Below are 18,655 nucleotides of genomic sequence, written 5' to 3' on the forward strand. Positions count from 1 at the left end.
CATTATAAAATTGTGAAAAAATGAAAACTTTTGCTCCTTTTTTTCAGGTATTGGGGATCAGTATCACATTGTGTACGCAAGCGGTTTTTGCAGATGAGGATATCTCAACACAAGAAGCTGATAGCTTAATTAAAGATGATATTGCGGCAACGCAAGTCTTACAGGAAATTTGTCCAGCTTTCGTAGGGACAAATAAAAAACTTGAGTCAAATACTCAAAAAATTATCACAACGTATCTTCAAGGGCATTCGAATAAATCAATTACCCTCTCTGCTCTACAAAATGATGCAGAGTTTAAAACCTTGTTGAATGAAGCACGTCAAGCTTCAAAACAAATGGATCATCATGAGCAACACGAACTTTGTGAAGAGATCGTAAACTATAAAGGATAGGTTTTTGCTCGTTTAGGGTAGAAGTTTATTTACTGAGGTTTTCTGCTTGGTATTAAGCAGAAAACCAACATAACAATACATTTTTTCCATTTTTTTAACCTGTAAATTGGTTAAGCTATCGACATATTTAAAAATTTTATTTTGGGTTATCGATGTTTATGAAGAAAAGCTTAGTTCAATCGCTCTCTTTGGTTTTACTTATGAGCATGGCAACAGTTGGTTTTGCTGCTGATAAGAAGAAAACAGCTGAAAAGAAAACCGAAAATGAAAATGTTGTTGAAGTAACTCCACAGCAAACTATAACTCCTGAAGAATTAGCTGCAATTCAAGTACTTTCTGAAATTTGCCCAAGCCTTATTGGCAAAAAAGATGCTGATTTTGCTCAAGGTTATGAACGTTTAGTAAAAGACTATTTACCAAATGAAGCCGATCCAGTTGCAGCTTTAGAGAAACGTGCTAAAGACAAAAGTTTCAAGAAAGTCCTAAAAGAAGCGCGTAATGATGCAAAAGCTGCTGGTAACGAGCAAAACACATTAGTTTGTCAAGACGTGAAAGCTTATCAATCGCAAAACTAAATTAGTAAAAAACTCTTGAGTTACAATACTGTTTGAAAAAGCCGACTTCCCCCATAGAAGTCGGCTTTGCTTTATCCTAAAATGCTAGGTTCTTCTGCTTCATACAAGATATTGGAATTACCTAGAATGACTCGAAAAAGCGCTATTGCTGCACTCCTCCTCTTACCAAGTTTTTCTTATGCAGCAACTGTCTTATCAGCTCCGCCAGAATTAAATAATAAGTCTTATGTATTAATGGATTATGAGACAGGACAAATTCTCGCTTCTAAAAATGAAAACGAAAAGCTTGCACCTGCTTCAATGACAAAAATGATGACAAGCTACATCATTGAACAAAAATTATTAAAAGGTGAACTGACTGAAAATGAGCAGGTTCGTATGAACGAGTCTGCATGGTGTAAAGGAAGCAGCTCTGAATCATGTATGTATGTTCCTTTAAATGGTACAGCGACTGTTCTAGAAATGCTTCGCGGTATCATTATCCAGTCAGGTAATGATGCATCAAAAGCAATGGCTGAACATATTGCTGGAAATGAAGGCACGTTTGCTCACATGATGAATCAGGAAGCAAAACGTATCGGTATGACAAATACCCAGTTCATTAACTCAACTGGTTTACCGGCAGAAGGTCATTATTCAACAGCTAAAGATATGGCTGTTTTAGCGCAACATATTATTAAAGACAGCTCAAGATATTACCCAATCTACTCTGAAAAAGAATTTACGTTTAACGGTATTAAACAAGGTAACCGTAATGCCTTGCTTTACACAGACCCAAGCGTAGATGGTTTAAAAACAGGTCATACAGATGAAGCGGGTTACTGCTTAACAACTTCAAGCAAACGTGGTCCGATGCGTCTCATTTCCGTTATTTTCGGAACGGATAGCGTAAATGAACGTGCTAACCAAACACGTACATTATTGTCTTGGGGCTTTGCAAACTTTGAAACTGCAAATATTCAACCAGCCAATCAAGTTCTTGCAAAAGCAAAAGTATGGTTTGGTAAAGAAGATGAAGTTCAAATTGGTCTGGCTGAAAACTTTAGTGTGACTATGCCTAAAGGCAAAGCTAACGGTATTAAAACACAGTTAGTTGTTCAACCTAACTTAAATGCACCGCTTCAAAAAGGCCAAGTTGTGGGCAAACTTGTTGCTAGCCTTGACGGCAAAGTAATTGCTGAAAAGCCATTAGTTGCATTAAAACCAGTTGAAGAAGCAGGATTCTTTGCACGCTTAATCGACCATGTTAAACAATTCTTCAGCAACTTATTCTAATTTTTGAATAGTTGAATTAAGCACTCATGCTATTTAGCCTGAGTGCTTTTTTATTTTATAATTCTTCTAAATTTTATTTTGATACTACTCATGGCAAAGAACATACGTCCTTATCTTGAACACCGTCCTCAAGTTGATACAACATGTTATGTTGATGACATGGCTGTTGTAGTCGGTGAAGTTAGCTTAGCTGAAAATGTTTCTGTCTGGCCTTTTGCCGTCATTCGTGGTGACGTAAATAGTATTCAAATTGGTAAAAACAGTAATGTACAAGACCATTGTATGTTGCACGTTAGCCATAAAAATGATGCAAAACCTAATGGCTCACCTCTTATTATTGGTGAAGATGTGACAGTTGGACATCATGTGACTTTGCATGGCTGTACCATTGGCAACCGAGTTTTAATCGGAATCAATACTGTTATTTTAGATGATGTGATTATTGAAGATGATGTAATGATTGGTGCAGGAAGTTTAGTTCCACCACGTAAAGTCTTAAAAAGTGGTTATCTATATGTAGGAAGCCCTGTACAACAAGTGCGACCACTAACCGAAAAAGAATTAGCGTTTCTTCCTTATTCGGCAAGACATTATGTAAAAGTACAAAATAATCATAAAGCGGCTCAAACAGAGCAAGATTAATTAGCTCTATGAAATATCAGCAATAAAATTCTGATTTTTTAAACAATATGGTTTTGTAGTATTGCTCATATCGTTTAGCAGATCACCATAGCCAAAAACCCCTAAATTTCGTATCATACGTCTTTTAAATCATGGTGCTTTTTTATGGCCGCATGGACTCCTCATGTCACTGTTGCTACAGTCGTAGAAAAAGACGGACGCTATCTTTTTGTTGAAGAACATAGCGAGGGTTTTGTACACACAGTATTTAACCAACCTGCTGGTCATGTGGAATGCGGTGAGTCATTAACTCAAGCAGCCATTCGAGAAACACTTGAAGAAACAGGTCATCATGTTGAAATTGATGCCTTGCTTGGTATTTATACATATACCCCGCCCATGTTTCCGGATCGCACCTATTACCGCTTTTGTTTTCTAGCACATGTGACTCAAGTTGAAAATAATCCTCAACTCGATACTGGTATTGTAGCTGCTGTATGGATGACACCAGATGAGCTCAAAGAATCTGCTCGTGCTCGTAGTCCACTCGTACTCAAAGCAGTTGAAGATGCCATGAAAGGTCACCATTATCCTTTATCGCTTATTTATGAGCACCCTTTCTCTCCCTCATTAACTTCTCATTTGGATGCCTAGTCCTATGCAACAACGTGTCATCGTCGGTATGTCTGGTGGTGTAGACTCTTCTGTTTCTGCAGCACTTTTACTTCAACAAGGATATCAAGTTGAAGGTCTTTTCATGAAGAACTGGGAGGAAGACGACGGCACGGAATACTGTACGGCAATGGAAGATTTAGCCGATGCTCAAGCAGTAGCAGATAAAATCGGTATTAAACTCCACACAGCAAACTTTGCTATGGAATATTGGGACCGCGTATTTGAACTTTTCTTAGCTGAATATGCAGCTGGACGCACCCCAAACCCCGACATTTTATGTAATAAAGAAATTAAGTTCCGTGCATTTTTAGATCATGCCATGACTTTAGGTGCAGACTTTATCGCGACTGGTCATTATGCCCGCCGTGGTGAAACTGCTTACAACTCGAAAGGCGAAGCATACGCACCATTATTACGTGGTGTAGACAATAACAAAGACCAAACTTATTTCTTGCATGCTGTTCATGGTAAAGAAATTAACAAGACCCTATTTCCAGTAGGTGAGATTGAAAAACCTGAAGTTCGCAGAATTGCTGAAGAACTTGATCTTGCTACAGCCAAGAAAAAAGACTCTACAGGAATCTGTTTTATTGGCGAACGTCGATTTAATGACTTCCTTAAACAATATTTGCCCGCTCAACCTGGAAAAATTGTACTTGATACAGGTAAAGAAGTTGGTGAACATCACGGTCTGATGTACTATACGCTCGGTCAACGTGGCGGAATAGGTCTAGGTGGTTTGAAAGGTGCAGCTGAAGGCGCATGGTTCGTACTACATAAAGATATTGCCAATAACCGCCTCGTTATTGGTCAGGGGCATGAACACCCACTCATGCAAAGCACGCAGCTTTGGAGTGAGTCAATTGACTGGGTGGCTGGTGAACAGAATATTCCTGTTGAAGGTTTACGCTGTACAGCTAAAACACGTTATCGCCAACCTGATCAGGCATGTACAGTTTTTATTGATGAAAATAGTGAACACGGTGTACGAGTTGAGTTTGATGAACCTCAGCGCGCTGTTACACCGGGTCAAAGCGTTGTATTTTATTCAGATGAAGTTTGCTTAGGCGGGGGTGTCATTCACCATACAAATGCCCCTACACCAAATTTTATTTAAGGGAATGAATGACATGGTGGAGTTACCATTTCAACAATCACAAGCCTTGAATGTTCGCCAAAACCGTGCCCTTGCCTTGGCTGGGGTATTTCAGGCTACCCAGCTCACGCACATGACAGCTTTAACTGGTCAGCAGAGTATTGGTGAAAGTGGTAACTTCTATTTTGAGCTGTTAATCAAAGCGAGTTTAAATATTCGCCCTACAGTCAACAATGGTGTTCAGACATTAGATTTTTTCAATCAGTTGGCAGATATTTCTTTGGGGCTTAAAACCCTCGAAAATTGTATTACTCAACCTTTTACAAATATGCCCAAATCTCGCCTTCCGAAAATGGGCACTGCCAAGCTTCCAATGTCATATGCGATGTCCCTTTTGCAATTAGAAAAGAAGGTCTATAGCAACCCTGAATACGTCGCAATCATTGAAAAAGCTCAGCAAAAGATTTTAAAACAGCTTTCTTTTTTTGATAATAACTACTTACACCCAAGCATTTTAGCCAATTTGGCCCAAACTTATGTTGATACTGCTGGGCAGATTAACCCTCGCATTCTCGTTCGTGGTAATGCAGAAGCATTTAAAGATACCAACCATACTAACCGCATCCGTGCTTGTCTGTTTACTGGCTTGCAAATGGCCCATTTATGGCGACAACTCGGTGGTAGTTCGTGGAACATGATTTTTAGCAAACGTAAATTGCTACAGGATATTCAGGCACTTGCTCGTTTACAGTACCAAGTCATCTAAGGCTGTAAAGAGATTATTTTTGTTTTATGTTTATTCCAACATTAAGGAATCGTTATGAACGCTTTAACCGCACTATCACCATTAGATGGACGTTATGCCAGCAAATGTGATGCGCTACGCCCTTTTCTTTCTGAGTTTGGTTTAATTCATGCTCGTGTCACTGTAGAAGTGCGTTGGTTACAAGCGCTTTCTAACCGTCCAGAAATTGTTGAAGTTGCTCCTTTTTCAAATGAAACAAATGCAGCTTTAGATGCAATTGTTAGCAACTTTTCTGAAGAAGATGCTAACCGCATTAAAGAAATTGAGCGCACAACTAATCATGATGTAAAAGCTGTTGAATATTTCTTAAAAGAGAAAATCGCAGGTATCGCTGAATTACAAAATGCAGGTGAATTCATTCACTTTGCATGTACTTCAGAAGACATCAATAACTTGTCTCATGCACTTATGCTTAAAAACGGCCGCGAAGTTTTAGTATCAAGCATGAAGCAAATTTTAAATGCGATCTCTACTTTAGCAACCGCTCACGCTGAACAACCAATGTTGTCTCGTACACACGGTCAAACTGCAAGCCCAACAACTTTGGGTAAAGAAATGGCGAACGTTGCATACCGTTTAGCTCGCCAAATTAAACAATTTGAAAATGTTGAGCTACTCGGCAAAATCAATGGTGCTGTAGGTAACTACAATGCTCACCTTTCTGCTTACCCAGATGTTGACTGGGCTGCACATGCTCAAGCATTTGTTGAATCGTTAGGTTTAGCATTCAACCCGTACACGACACAAATCGAACCACATGACTACATGGCAGAGTTGTTTGATGCGTTACGTCGCTTTAATACGATTTTAATCGACTTTAACCGTGACGTATGGGGTTACATTTCTTTAGGTTACTTCAAACAAAGATTGAAAGATGGTGAAGTTGGTTCTTCAACTATGCCACACAAAGTTAACCCAATTGACTTTGAAAACTCTGAAGGTAACTTAGGTATTGCGAATGCTGTATTAGCGCACTTAGGCGAAAAATTACCAATTTCTCGCTGGCAGCGTGACTTAACTGACTCTACTGTACTTCGTAATATGGGTGTTGGTTTTGCGCAAAGTTTAATTGCTTTTGATGCGTGTTTAAAAGGTGTTGGTAAACTTGAGTTAAATGCAAACCGCTTACTTGAAGATCTTGATCAAGCTCAAGAAGTTTTAGCAGAACCAATTCAAACTGTTATGCGTCGTTATAACGTTGAAAAGCCATATGAAAAGTTAAAAGCATTAACTCGTGGTCAAGCAATGACTCGCGACATGATGGTTAACTTCGTAAATGGTGATGAACTTTCTCAAGTACCAAGCGAAGAGCGCGCACGTTTAGCTGAACTCACTCCTGCAACTTACACAGGTAATGCAGCTGAACAAGCTAAACAAATTAACGATTTAATTAGCAAAATCTAATTAAAAAGTTCATAAAAAGCGGAGCTTCGGCTTCGCTTTTTTATTACACTGATATAAAGCACAATAAAGTTATATTTCTAAAATGATCGAAAAACAATTCAAACTTAGACACTATATTGCTCTTGGCCTTATTTTTATTGCCATCATATTGTCTGGCATTCAGCCCCTTGAATTTGAAGCTTATTTACTTCATCAGGTGGGTACAATTTTTATGTTAGTCCTCTTATTTATTATTTTTAAAAAGATTGGTCTCGATTATTTAAGTTTTACTTTCTATTTAGGTTTTTTGCTCATCCATATTATCGGTGCACACTACCTGTACTCATATGTTCCGTACAATGACTGGATTCAACACATATTTCATTTTGATCTAGATCAATACATGGGATGGTCCCGTAACATGTATGATCGTTTAGTTCATCTTGCCTATGGAGTTTTACTCTACCCTCTTATTTATCGAGTTTTTCAAGTTTGGTTACCGACAGCTCGACCTTTTACTCTGTTTTTACTTGTGATCCAATTCGTCATGGCATCTAGTGTCTTTTATGAACTCATTGAATGGGTAATTGCGATTGGCTTATCGCCAGAGCAAGCCGAAAATTATAATGGCCAACAAGGCGACATGTGGGATGCCCATAAAGATATGCTATTAGCAACGATCGGTGCAATTCTCTATGGACTGGCAGCTCTTATAAAAAGACCTAAAATAAATAATTCATAAATAAAAAAAGCGCTCAATGAGCGCTTTTTTTTAATAGTTCTTTAGACGACTGAATAAGTTTGATCTAACAGATTTGATAAAGCTGAAGAAGTCGTATTTGGTAGAAGCTGTTCTAGATTCGTTGTGACATCACTCGCTGTATTATTTACTTCGCTCTGCTCATTCACTACAGGTTTAGAATCTGTTGCAGATAAAATTTTTGCGATTGGGTCAGAAGCATCCGTTGAAGAACTTTTTAATAAATCATCTAATGACACAGATTTTTGCTGCTGACTAGTCGTTTCATTGGTTGTAGTTTGCGCTAACTTTAATGTATTTAACCCGACACTATCGGCCACAGAAGGGACAACTTCATTTACATCACTACTGACCACTTCACTCGTACTCGCCACTTTTGGTGCGACGACATAAAAGGTAAATGGTGAACTCACTTCACTCGTCAGCCCAGCTACATCTGTTTGCACGAAAGTAATCGTATGTTTACCAACGGCTAAATCTTTATCAAGCATAAATGACCAATATTTATTTGCATCTACTTGACCAACTTTAAGAATGGAAATTGCGACTCCATTATCATAAATAGTTAAGGTTGCGTTAGCTTCAACTTGAACAGTAAATTTTGGTTTAGCATCATCGGTTTCAGAACCAGCTGTAATTGCTCCTTTTAGAGGCCCTACATCATCATCTAAACCTCTTAACACAGGCTTAGCAGGCGGAATCGTATCTTTATCACTCCCAACAATTTCCAGCGCAGTAGATTTATTTCCAGAACTATCGGTTGCTATTACTGAACCTTTTAAGCTATCGGTTAAAGCAGGAGAAATCGCGATTGTAAATTTTCCATTCGCATCTGCTGTTCCAGTACCAATAACCTTATCTGCTGAGTTTTTGATTTCTATTTTTGCATTGGGTTCAGCTGTACCAGTAACTGAAGTTCCGTCTGCATTCACTTGAGCAGTAGGTTTATCTGGCGCTATGGTGTCATAGCCAGAGGTGACTTCTAAAGGCTTAGATTTATTCCCTGCTGCATCTTCAACAATGATTGTCGCCTTTTGTGATTCTTTTAAGGCAGAAGAAAGCGTAATTTGAAACTCACCTTGCGCATTTGCCGTACCAGTTCCAATGACTTTACCATCAGCATCTTTTATCTGAACTTTTGCATTAGCTTCTGTTTTTCCTTCAACCACTGTTCCTTCTTTATTTACTTCAATTAAAGGAGCTGCTGGCGGAATAGTATCTTTACCTGCAAAAATGGGTGTTGCTTCAGATTTATTTCCGGCAGCATCCTGAGCAATGACTTTACCACCAGCTTCACTCGTCAAAGGTGGAGTTAGCTTTAAAGAAAAGATTCCTTCTGAGTTTGCTTTTACAGTTCCTAATAATGTTCCGCTAGCATCATAGACATTTACAGTAGCATTCGCTTCAGTTTTACCATCTAAGATCGAACCATCTTCATTTAATTGAGCCTGAGGAGCATCTGGCGCAATTGTGTCTTTAGTACCAGTTACAAGACCTGGTTTAGAAATATTACCCGCAGCATCCTCAGCTAAAATATTTAATTTATTTCCATTTGCTAAAGGCTTATCGAGTTTAATTGTAAAATTACCACTTGCATCTGCAACACCCGTTGCGACCGTATTACCAGCAGCATCTTTAATATAAATTTTTGCATTTGCTTCTGCTTTACCAGTAACCGTAAGGGTATCATCGGCAACAGTAGCAGTCGGTGCAGCAGGTGCCAAGATATCTACAGGTCCTGAAGAATCATCTTTGTCATCTTTATCAAAAGCCCACAAATATAAACCTTCAGCAGCTAAAACTGCTAAGCCAGCTTTTAATACATTGCCCATCGAAAAAGTTGGGGAATCATCAACCGCCATTGTTGAGGCTGGTTGACTAGTGCTTGTATAGGCTAAATCTGTGACATGGTTTAAACCTGTATAGTCGATTACCTTACCTTGTGCGTCGAATTGGGCTTCAACAAATTTTCCGTGTTCAGTCGGAAAAACAAGTGAATGGTCTGTTGTATTTGTTGCTTCATTAAAGAAATTTTCTAAAACAAGGGTTTCACCATTTTTTAAATGGATGATAAGACTTCCACCTTGCTTTTCCATCGATGCTATATCTTTTTGACTTACACCAATTTGAATGATTGCTGGTTGGTTTAAAACCACTTTATTGAGCTGACCATCTTGTAGAACGTCCAAACCCTCTTTGGATGCCACAATTATTCTTGTCATTATTTCCTATCCTGAATTTCAGTTATATTTTTAAATGTCTAACTTTTTAAATGATTCATCTAAAAGCTATTTTATTGCTGTTTAAAATATCAAAACCATGTGTTTATCACAATTCAAAAAGCATGTTTATCAATAATTATTTTTGACTTTTAATTAAAATATCTTTTTCTCATAAAACTCATATCAACCTTAAATATCGCCCTGTTCGGGTATTTACTAAAATTCTCATATATTAATTCCATCATTTACATTCGTAAGTAAAAGAAGCTAAAAGTACCTATCAGAATCAAAAGAAATAAAGCAGCAAATTTAGTTATTTTCGCATCTGACAAGGTTATTTTTAACATACTCCAGCCCTGAAAACGTTTTGCAAAAATGCTGTTTAGAATAAGAGTTGAAACATGCAACAACACCAAAACTAAAAACAAATTTGCAAAAAATTCGTGGAGGTCTCTCAAGGAAAAATTAACATGCTCAGTCGCATACCCTAGCCCCACCACAATTGGAATCACGAGAAATATTAGTACAATTGAAGTTTGAAAAAGTGCAACACTGATTGAATGAATTGAATTTTTAGAAAAAATACTCTTAAAGTTTAAATGACTTAAAGATTTTTTAATCGCATTTATCGCTATGTTACTTCGCTTTTTAATACCGAACGGTGTTGTACTTGAAATATGTGGACTCAAAAAATGCCAGATCACTCGCGCAGTAATACTAATAAGAAGTACGTAACCAAACATCATATGGACTTGGTGCAGATCTTCATTATCTCCTGTGAAATAAGCACCAATAAAGCCAAGCATAATAATGATATGTAAAATACGTATGAGAATATCAATGTGTGGCCATGTTTTTGACATCACAAAAACTCAGAAGTGAAAAGTTAACTATAACTTTTACAATTGAAACTTAAACAAATATTAATCAAATTTCTTTCATCACTCACATAAAAAAAGAGCACCTATGTAGGCACTCTCTATTTCAAAATTTAGCTTAATTAAAATCTAGTATCACGCATTTGCACTAAGGTTGAATTGGCTTTGGCCAACGTGTCTGCAACTTTATTCATTACAGCCGGAATCAAGCTATCTGCCATTTGAGCCGCTTGCAAACCTAACTTTTCACCTAAGGTCGCTTTCTTACGTGTATTAATCACATAAACATCATGTTGTGGTAATAACGCTAATAGATACTCATCAGATGTTTGTAATTTATCAACAAGGTTTAGCTCTAGCGCATCTTCACCATACCAATGCTCACCTGTTGCCACTTTATCAACATTAAGTTGTGGACGGTACTTTTCTACAAAGTGTTTAAATAACACATGAGTTTGTTGAAGCTCTTCTTCGAACTTCGCTTTACCTTCAGGGGTATTTTCACCAAACATCGTGACAGTACGTTTATATTGCCCTGCTGTGTAAAGCTCGAAATCCACATTGTGTTGTTTTAAAAGACGGTTAAAGTTTGGAACTTGAGCAACCACACCAATTGAACCAACAATAGCAAACGGCGCTGCAATAATTTCATTTGCAATACATGCCATCATATAGCCGCCACTTGCTGCTACTTTGTCTACACAAATCGTCAGATGGAAACCTGCATCGCGTAAGCGTACCAATTGAGCTGCTGCTAGACCATAACCATGTACCATGCCTCCTGGGCTTTCAAGACGAACCACAACACGGTCACGGCCTGCTTTAGCAGTTGCTAAAATGAGGGTAATTTCTTCTCGTAAGTTTTCAACTGCTGAGGCTTGGATATCACCCTTAAAATCTAAAACAAAGATTTTCTGATTGTTTTTACGGCGAATTTTAGCTTCTTTAGCAAGTTGTTGAGCCAATTGTAAAAGTTCTAAACGGCTTGCAGTTGTTTGTGCAATTTTTTTTCTCTGTTCATTTACACGTGCATTTAAATGACTCACACGTATTTCTGCAGGGAGTTTAGGCAAATGGAATAACATAAAATTCTAAGCTCATAAGTTATCTTTTATAGCCTTAAGATGTGGTCGTTTTGATTAAAATTCAATAGCGTTTTTGCAAAATAGAGTCATTTTCATTTATAAAATAAAAAAAGAGCACATGGCTCTTTTTTTATATGGATGACTAACTAACCGAATCGTCCAGTAATATAAGCTTCCGTCAACTGGTGGTCAGGTTGAGTAAAGACTTTTTCAGTTGAGTTAACTTCAATCAAATCACCTAAATGGAAATAAGCAGTACGATCAGATACACGTGCCGCTTGTTGCATTGAGTGAGTCACAATAACGATTGTATATTGCGTGGATAATTCAGAAATTAATTCTTCGATTTTTGCTGTTGCGATTGGGTCAAGCGCAGAACATGGCTCATCCATCAAAATCACTTCAGGACTTACTGCAATCGTACGAGCAATACATAAACGTTGTTGCTGACCACCTGATAAACCAGTACCCGGTTGATTCAAACGGTCTTTCACTTCGTCCCATAGACCCGCTTTACGCAAGCTATTTTCAACAATTTCTTCAAGATCATATTTATCGCGTGCTAGACCATGAAGTTTAGGACCGTAAGCCACGTTATCAAAAATAGTTTTAGGGAACGGGTTTGGCTTTTGGAATACCATACCAACCTGAGCACGTAATAATACGACATCAAGGTTTGGATCATAAATATTGTGGTTATCGAGTGTAATTTTACCTGTCACACGGCAACCATCAATGGTGTCATTCATACGATTTATCGTACGAAGAAAGGTAGATTTACCACAACCTGACGGTCCAATAAAAGCAATAACTTCGTTCTTGTAAATATCGAGGTCAATACCTTTAATCGCTTCAAAATCACCATAATAAACATGGGCATCTTGTGCACTAATTTTGATTTCGGTTGAGTTCTGCTTTTTTGAAGTTTGTGGTTCAAAATGCGAAACATACGAAGTGCCATGATTCTGCGATTTATCTGTAAATTGAGATTGTTCAGTGTTCACTAACTTATCCTTTTCTAAGGAATTCGTAATATCAATAGTATTCATTATTTATCCTCTATTACCAACGCACTTCGAACTTTTTACGTAACCAAATTGCAAGACTGTTTAAACCAATCATTAATGCAAGTAGTACGATAATCGCAGCGGCAGTACGGCCTTCGAAGAAGTTACGCAACTCATTACCTTGCCATAAGTAAACTTGGACAGGTAATGCAGTTGATTGATCAAATGGTGTTGCTGGAATACTTGCAACGAATGCACTCATTCCAATTAAAAGTAAAGGTGCCGTTTCACCAAGCGCATGAGCAACACCAATAATTGAGCCGGTCATAATGCCTGGTAAAGCTAATGGTAAAACGTGGTGGAAAATGGTCTGAAACTTAGAAGCTCCCAAACCAAGTGCAGCTTGTCGAATAGAAGGTGGCACTGCTTTTAAGGAAGCACGTGTCGTAATAATGACTGTTGGTAATGTCATCAAACTTAAAACTAAACCACCGACTAACGGAGCTGATAAAGGTAAATGCATCCAGCCAATAAAAATTGCTGCACCGAGTAAACCAAACACAATTGAAGGAACAGCAGCAAGGTTATTGATGTTAACTTCAATAATGTCTGTAACAATATTCTTTGGAGCAAATTCTTCAAGATAGATTGCGCTGGCAACACCAATTGGAATCGCAATAATGATCACAATCAGCATCATGAATAATGAACCCATAAATGCGCCAGCAAGACCACTAATTGCTGGTGAACTACGAGAGTCCGGATTCTTAAACAAGTTCAAATTGAACGTATTTTCAAGAACACCTTTTGCTTTTAGTTCATCCGCAAGTTTACGTACTTCTGGTTCAAGTTGTTGCTGATCATCTGGCAATGAACGGTCAATATTACCTTTTAACCAGACATCAACATTGGCATCGCCCAAGAAATTAATATTTTCTTTTTTACCAATGAGTGATGGGTCTGCAAAAACCATGTCACGTAAACGATAAGCCTCTGAACTTGCATAAAGACTACTTAAGTAATCACGTTCACTAGCAAGTGCAGGATCTTTGGCGATCATTCCATTTACAATAATGCCATCCCAATCCACCATACCCATTTTAGTTTGCCAATCAACATAACGCTCTTGGTAATGAGCAGGTGTTTCACCTTGAGTACGTACAGGTACTGGACCTGCATCAATTACTTTCGGATCGAAGTAAATTGGAACATTCATGCTCGTTTGCCAAAAAGCAGGTAAACCTTTTGCCAAAATACTGCTAAACAATAGCGCTACGAATGCAAGACCAATAACAACTGCCGATAAACCAGCAAAACGGAAAGCTTTTTCTTTACGGTGACGTTTAGCCAATGACTTTTCAATCACTTTTTTACGGCGATCACGTGCTTGAGCAGCAGCTTGTGGATCAAATACGTTCTGATCCATAGGAGACGATGTATTTGATGTACTCATTCGTATTGCTCACGGTATTTACGCACAATGTACAGTGCAACAATGTTTAAACATAAGGTAATCACAAAGAGTGTCAGACCTAACGCGAATGCAACCAAAGCTTGTGGGCTGGCGAAGTCAGTATCACCAGTTAACTGTTTTACGATCGTAACGGTCACTGTCGAAACAGCTTCAAATGGATTTGCATGTAAAAGTGGACTGTTCCCTGCTGCCAAAACCACAATCATGGTTTCCCCTACGGCACGAGAAACAGCTAATAAAAAGGCACCAGTAATACCCGGTAACGCAGCAGGTAAAACGACTTGGCGAATTGTTTCTGACTTAGTTGCTCCAAGTCCTAAAGAACCGTCACGTAGGGCACGAGGTACTTGAGTAATAATGTCGTCTGATAAAGAAGAAACAAACGGAATAATCATAATCCCCATCACGAAACCAGCAGTTAAAGCACTGGTCGCGTTAATTTCAAGACCAACGTAAGCACCAGCTGTCTTGAAAAATGGTCCAATAATCATCATGGCAAACACACCATAAACAATTGTTGGAATACCCGCTAAAACTTCAATTGTTGGTTTTGCCCACGAGCGTAACCAAGGAGAAGCATATTCAGCTAAATAAATGGCAATCATTAATCCAATGGGTACGGCAACTAATAAAGCAATGCCGCTGACCATGAGTGTGCCCCAGAGTAATGGCAATAAACCATAACTACCTTCAGCATTGCCTGAAGTACTAAAGCCTGGGTTCCACTCTGTCCCGAAGAAGAAATCAAGCGGGCTTACAAAACGGAAGAAGTGCATTGCTTCGCCAAACATCGACATCACAATCCCGATGGTTGTTAAAATCGCAACACCAGAACATAAAATCAAAGCAACATTAATCGCACGTTCAACTTGGTTACGTGCACGATATTGTTGATTAATCTTTTTCTTTGCCCACACTAAACCCAATAAAGCTGCACAAACTACAACAGCAAATTTGGCAAAAGAGCCAATGGTTTGAAATTTTGCGAACTGTTGTGCAGCAGCTAATTCATAGGCTGCGGGCTTATCACTTACCCCAAAACCTGAAGCAATCGCTTGAACACGATCAATCAAGACACTTCTGCCAGCTTCATCAAGTGATGCACTTACAGATGCAGGAATATTATTAAAGATAATGTGATTTAAAATACTTGGTTCAACCAAGCTCCAAATGATCAAAATTAAAAAAGCAGGGATACCGCACCAAAGACCAACCAGTGCACCATAATAACCAGGACGAGAATGTAATGTCGCCGAGTTGCTTCCCTTACCTGCTAGGCTACGGCTCTTTCTCAGCCCAAGTTGATATGCGATTGCCACAAGGGCTAACAACACACCGATAAGTAGCAGATTCATGTACTCTCCACTGTTTTCTCAATTGTCATAATTTGGAAAAACAAGTTAGACAAAAAGGCTGATGAACTCTCAAGATCACCAGCCCCTATTCAAACTAACTTATTTAACAGTTTTACCTGCTTTAAAGTCAGCCAATACTTTTGCACGTTCAGCATCAGACATTGCGATTAAGCCATCACGTTCAGCTTTAGAGCCTTTACCTGTTGCTTTTTTGCTTACGAAATATTCTACATATTGCGGTAAGCCTTTAACTGATTTTAAATGTTCGCCTTTCACATAGAAGAATAATGGACGAGACACAGGATATGTACCGTTCAATACAGTTTTCTCAGATGGAACAACATTATTTACAGTTGCTACACGTAACTTGTCACGGTTCATATCATAGAAACTTAAACCAAACACGCCTACTGCACTTGGAGAAGTCTTTAAGCGAGCTAGAGTTTCTGTATAGTCACCAGCAATTTCAATTACACGGCCATCTTTACGGAAAGTAGAACATGCTTTCTTCTGAGCATCTTTATCTAAGTTCTTGAAGTATTCATACGCTTCACAACCAGCATCAACCATTTTCTCTTGGAAAACTTCACGAGTACCGTGGTTAGATGCAGGAATTACAAGAGTAATTGGTTCATTTGGAAGTGATTTATCAATCTGGTTCCAGTTTGTATATGGGTTTGGAACCAATTTACCATTTGAAGGTAATTGTGCAGCTAAAGCAGCAAACACATGGTAAGGTTTTAATTTATAAGCTGCTTTGTGTGAGTTAGACGCAAATACGATACCGTCGTAACCAATTTTGATTTCTTGAATTTGTTTTACGCCAGCTTTGTTACAAGCTTCAATTTCAGTGCTTTTAATTTTACGAGAAGCATTAGCAACGTCGATTGTGTTATCGCCAACGCCTTGACAGAATTGTTTCAAACCAGCAGAAGAACCGCCAGAACCAACTACAGGAGTTTTAAATTGAGGAAATGTATTACCAAACTCTTCAGCTACAACGCTGGCAAATGGTAGTACAGTTGAAGAACCAGCAATTTGAATCGTATCACGAGCTGCATTTGCAGTCGTTGTTACAGCTGCCCCAGTTACTGCTAACGCAATTGCGATTTGACGTGGATTTAAGCGCATTCTGTTCTCTCTCATTAATGCAATAGGTTGTACGTCACTTTTTGTTGAGTGCTTGTACGCTCTTCGATAGCTGCATTGTGAATAGAAAATATGACAATTAAGTTACAGTATGATGACGCTTTAATGATTTCGATATTGTTAATTGTCACATTATTATTTTTTATCTTTTATCAAATATTTAATTCAATCTGAGTGGATATTTTACTCTGTATATTAGTCTCTATTATGACACTGATTAAAAATATAGATTTTAAGGATTCATAAAATATAAAACCAAAAGATATTATAATTATTTTAAAAATCGATAATTTAACTGTATTTTTACTTTTACTACTAAAAATAATTTTATTACTAAAATTCTGATCAAAAATTGCGATAGATAATAATTTCTTTGTAACATGAAAATAATATGACAAAAGATAAAGGGTTACCTACCGTATGTAAGGTAACCGCAATATCGTTGTAAATTTAGCTTATTAGTTTGATTGCACTTCTGGCATTGCGACCATTTTTCTGCGGTATTTGAAGAAATACATCAGCGCTAAAACAGCAAGCCAGATCGGACCTAAAATAACGGCCAATCTCATATCTGGCGTCATTGCCATAATAATAAGAATAAAGCACACAAAGCTAATGGTTAAGTAATTACTCCATGGACTCATAATGCTTTGGAACTTAGTTTGGCGGCGTTGCAATTTCATTGCTTTAGTAAATTTCAAATGTGTGACTGAAATCATGAGCCAGTTAATCACAAGTGCAGCCACAACAAGCATCATAAAGAGCTGAAAGGCTTGTCCAGGAATTAGGTAATTTACGACCACACATATTGCTGTGATTGATGCAGAAACAACCGCTGCTGGAACTGGAATACCACGGCTATTTACTTTTTTCAAAATTGCCGGAGCATTGCCCTGCTCTGCTAAACCATGCAACATACGGCTATTACAATAGATACAGCTGTTATAAACCGAAATAGCAGCAATTAAGACTACAAAGTTCAGAACATTCGCAACACCATTACTGTTTAATGACTGGAAAATCATGACAAATGGGCTACCGCCTTCTGCCACCATATTCCAAGGGTAAAGACACAGTAAGATCCCAATAGCACCGATGTAAAAAATTAAAATACGATAAACAATTTGGTTCACTGCTTTTGGAATAGTGGTTTCAGGTTTCTTCGTTTCAGCAGCAGCAATACCAATAAGTTCTAGACCACCAAATGCAAACATAATAACGGCTAAAGCCATGACAAAACCGTGAATCCCGTGTGGGAAGAAACCACCGTGTTGCCATAAATTTGCAATACCTGCTTGCGGACCAGCAGAACCTGTAAATAAGAGATAAGTACCAAAACCAATCATGCTTAAAATTGCAACAATCTTAATGCAGGAAAATAAGAATTCGGACTCCCCAAAAAAGCGGACATTCACTAAGTTAATGCCGTTAATTAAAATAAAGAAAAATAAAGCAGTCAGCCAAGTCGGAATTTCAGGCCACCAGAACTGAATGAAGGTTCCAATTGCACTGAGTTCAGCCATGCTTACCAGCACATACAACACCCAGTAGTTCCAGCCAGACATAAAACCAGCCATTTTGCCCCAATACTTGTTCGCAAAATAACTAAAAGAACCACTTACTGGTTCCTCAACAACCATTTCACCTAAATGACGCATAATTAAGAAAGCGATAATTCCGGCAATTGCATATCCTAATAAAATTGAAGGACCTGCCAGTTTAATCGTTTGAGAAAGACCTAAGAATAACCCTGTTCCGATCGCACCTCCTAGTGCGATGAGTTGAATATGCCGATTGGATAAGCCTTGTTTTAACTCGTGCTTATTGTTTGCATCCATAACATTATCTCCAATGTTGGTGTCACTTCCTGTACACCTTTATTCAGCACCATATCCGAAGGCCA

Annotated in this window: 17 protein-coding genes; 9 read left to right on the forward strand and 8 right to left on the reverse strand. The window is 38.2% G+C overall.

Going from position 1 to position 18,655, the window contains the following annotated elements:
* Positions 1 to 20 precede the first annotated feature (20 nt).
* The 9 genes from I7H67_RS02420 (at position 21) to I7H67_RS02460 (ending at position 7,564) form a co-directional block, all read left to right on the forward strand.
* Positions 21 to 392: an MCR_0457 family protein gene (locus I7H67_RS02420; RefSeq protein WP_198306986.1), complete on the forward strand. Its 372-nt coding sequence runs from the start codon at positions 21 to 23 to the stop codon at positions 390 to 392.
* A gap of 152 nt (positions 393 to 544) precedes the next feature.
* A complete protein-coding gene (locus I7H67_RS02425) occupies positions 545 to 967 on the forward strand; it encodes an MCR_0457 family protein (RefSeq protein WP_004790891.1) in 423 nt (140 codons plus the stop codon).
* Positions 968 to 1,093: 126 nt separating this feature from the next.
* Positions 1,094 to 2,242 carry a D-alanyl-D-alanine carboxypeptidase PBP5/6 gene (gene dacC, locus I7H67_RS02430; RefSeq protein WP_005307294.1) on the forward strand — a complete coding sequence of 383 codons (1,149 nt, stop codon included), beginning with the start codon at positions 1,094 to 1,096 and terminating at the stop codon, positions 2,240 to 2,242.
* Positions 2,243 to 2,332: 90 nt separating this feature from the next.
* A complete protein-coding gene (locus I7H67_RS02435; protein ID WP_192454986.1) occupies positions 2,333 to 2,884 on the forward strand; it encodes a gamma carbonic anhydrase family protein in 552 nt (183 codons plus the stop codon).
* A 144-nt stretch (positions 2,885 to 3,028) separates the two neighbouring features.
* A complete protein-coding gene (locus tag I7H67_RS02440; protein ID WP_005307298.1) occupies positions 3,029 to 3,517 on the forward strand; it encodes an NUDIX hydrolase in 489 nt (162 codons plus the stop codon).
* 4 nt (positions 3,518 to 3,521) lie between these two features.
* Positions 3,522 to 4,655 carry a tRNA 2-thiouridine(34) synthase MnmA gene (gene mnmA, locus I7H67_RS02445; protein ID WP_005307300.1) on the forward strand — a complete coding sequence of 378 codons (1,134 nt, stop codon included), beginning with the start codon at positions 3,522 to 3,524 and terminating at the stop codon, positions 4,653 to 4,655.
* Positions 4,656 to 4,668: 13 nt separating this feature from the next.
* Positions 4,669 to 5,400, forward strand: a complete 732-nt coding sequence (gene hflD / locus I7H67_RS02450; protein ID WP_004643577.1) for a high frequency lysogenization protein HflD — start codon at positions 4,669 to 4,671, stop codon at positions 5,398 to 5,400.
* A gap of 54 nt (positions 5,401 to 5,454) precedes the next feature.
* Positions 5,455 to 6,843, forward strand: coding sequence for an adenylosuccinate lyase (purB, locus tag I7H67_RS02455; protein WP_005307301.1), 1,389 nt, complete (start codon positions 5,455 to 5,457; stop codon positions 6,841 to 6,843).
* Positions 6,844 to 6,925: 82 nt separating this feature from the next.
* A complete protein-coding gene (locus I7H67_RS02460; protein WP_198306987.1) occupies positions 6,926 to 7,564 on the forward strand; it encodes a DUF2238 domain-containing protein in 639 nt (212 codons plus the stop codon).
* A gap of 41 nt (positions 7,565 to 7,605) precedes the next feature.
* On the opposite strand, the gene blp2 is transcribed toward I7H67_RS02460, so the two are convergent.
* The 8 genes from blp2 to I7H67_RS02500 all read right to left on the reverse strand — a co-directional run bounded on the left by blp2 (position 7,606) and on the right by I7H67_RS02500 (position 18,590).
* Positions 7,606 to 9,804: an Ig-like repeat protein Blp2 gene (blp2, locus tag I7H67_RS02465; RefSeq protein WP_151988405.1), complete on the reverse strand. Its 2,199-nt coding sequence runs from the start codon at positions 9,802 to 9,804 to the stop codon at positions 7,606 to 7,608.
* A 245-nt stretch (positions 9,805 to 10,049) separates the two neighbouring features.
* Positions 10,050 to 10,667, reverse strand: coding sequence for a cytochrome b/b6 domain-containing protein (locus I7H67_RS02470; protein ID WP_198306988.1), 618 nt, complete (start codon positions 10,665 to 10,667; stop codon positions 10,050 to 10,052).
* A 137-nt stretch (positions 10,668 to 10,804) separates the two neighbouring features.
* Positions 10,805 to 11,767, reverse strand: coding sequence for a protease SohB (sohB, locus tag I7H67_RS02475; RefSeq protein ID WP_049837203.1), 963 nt, complete (start codon positions 11,765 to 11,767; stop codon positions 10,805 to 10,807).
* A 146-nt stretch (positions 11,768 to 11,913) separates the two neighbouring features.
* Entirely contained in the window at positions 11,914 to 12,816 is a 903-nt protein-coding gene (gene pstB / locus I7H67_RS02480) for a phosphate ABC transporter ATP-binding protein PstB (protein WP_005307307.1), read from the reverse strand.
* Between the two features lie 13 nt (positions 12,817 to 12,829).
* Positions 12,830 to 14,227: a phosphate ABC transporter permease PstA gene (pstA, locus tag I7H67_RS02485; RefSeq protein WP_004790867.1), complete on the reverse strand. Its 1,398-nt coding sequence runs from the start codon at positions 14,225 to 14,227 to the stop codon at positions 12,830 to 12,832.
* Positions 14,224 to 15,603 (reverse strand): phosphate ABC transporter permease subunit PstC, encoded by a 1,380-nt coding sequence (gene pstC / locus I7H67_RS02490; RefSeq protein ID WP_005307309.1) that lies wholly within the window; start codon positions 15,601 to 15,603, stop codon positions 14,224 to 14,226. The genes pstA and pstC overlap by 4 nt, the downstream gene beginning before the upstream one ends.
* Before the next feature lie 99 nt (positions 15,604 to 15,702).
* Positions 15,703 to 16,734: a substrate-binding domain-containing protein gene (locus I7H67_RS02495; RefSeq protein ID WP_013197143.1), complete on the reverse strand. Its 1,032-nt coding sequence runs from the start codon at positions 16,732 to 16,734 to the stop codon at positions 15,703 to 15,705.
* Between the two features lie 476 nt (positions 16,735 to 17,210).
* Positions 17,211 to 18,590: an amino acid permease gene (locus tag I7H67_RS02500; protein WP_013197142.1), complete on the reverse strand. Its 1,380-nt coding sequence runs from the start codon at positions 18,588 to 18,590 to the stop codon at positions 17,211 to 17,213.
* Positions 18,591 to 18,655: the final 65 nt, after the last annotated feature.

This window comes from Acinetobacter sp. ACIN00229, assembly GCF_016106645.1.
Lineage (GTDB): Bacteria > Pseudomonadota > Gammaproteobacteria > Pseudomonadales > Moraxellaceae > Acinetobacter > Acinetobacter oleivorans.

Coding starts and splice junctions, on each gene's coding strand:
- I7H67_RS02420 (WP_198306986.1), top strand. CDS start 21: ATGAAAACTTTTGCTCCTTTTTTTCAGGTATTGGGGATCAGTATCACA.
- I7H67_RS02425 (WP_004790891.1), top strand. CDS start 545: ATGTTTATGAAGAAAAGCTTAGTTCAATCGCTCTCTTTGGTTTTACTT.
- dacC (WP_005307294.1), top strand. CDS start 1,094: ATGACTCGAAAAAGCGCTATTGCTGCACTCCTCCTCTTACCAAGTTTT.
- I7H67_RS02435 (WP_192454986.1), top strand. CDS start 2,333: ATGGCAAAGAACATACGTCCTTATCTTGAACACCGTCCTCAAGTTGAT.
- I7H67_RS02440 (WP_005307298.1), top strand. CDS start 3,029: ATGGCCGCATGGACTCCTCATGTCACTGTTGCTACAGTCGTAGAAAAA.
- mnmA (WP_005307300.1), top strand. CDS start 3,522: ATGCAACAACGTGTCATCGTCGGTATGTCTGGTGGTGTAGACTCTTCT.
- hflD (WP_004643577.1), top strand. CDS start 4,669: ATGGTGGAGTTACCATTTCAACAATCACAAGCCTTGAATGTTCGCCAA.
- purB (WP_005307301.1), top strand. CDS start 5,455: ATGAACGCTTTAACCGCACTATCACCATTAGATGGACGTTATGCCAGC.
- I7H67_RS02460 (WP_198306987.1), top strand. CDS start 6,926: ATGATCGAAAAACAATTCAAACTTAGACACTATATTGCTCTTGGCCTT.
- blp2 (WP_151988405.1), bottom strand. CDS start 9,804: ATGACAAGAATAATTGTGGCATCCAAAGAGGGTTTGGACGTTCTACAA.
- I7H67_RS02470 (WP_198306988.1), bottom strand. CDS start 10,667: ATGTCAAAAACATGGCCACACATTGATATTCTCATACGTATTTTACAT.
- sohB (WP_049837203.1), bottom strand. CDS start 11,767: ATGTTATTCCATTTGCCTAAACTCCCTGCAGAAATACGTGTGAGTCAT.
- pstB (WP_005307307.1), bottom strand. CDS start 12,816: ATGAATACTATTGATATTACGAATTCCTTAGAAAAGGATAAGTTAGTG.
- pstA (WP_004790867.1), bottom strand. CDS start 14,227: ATGAGTACATCAAATACATCGTCTCCTATGGATCAGAACGTATTTGAT.
- pstC (WP_005307309.1), bottom strand. CDS start 15,603: ATGAATCTGCTACTTATCGGTGTGTTGTTAGCCCTTGTGGCAATCGCA.
- I7H67_RS02495 (WP_013197143.1), bottom strand. CDS start 16,734: ATGCGCTTAAATCCACGTCAAATCGCAATTGCGTTAGCAGTAACTGGG.
- I7H67_RS02500 (WP_013197142.1), bottom strand. CDS start 18,590: ATGGATGCAAACAATAAGCACGAGTTAAAACAAGGCTTATCCAATCGG.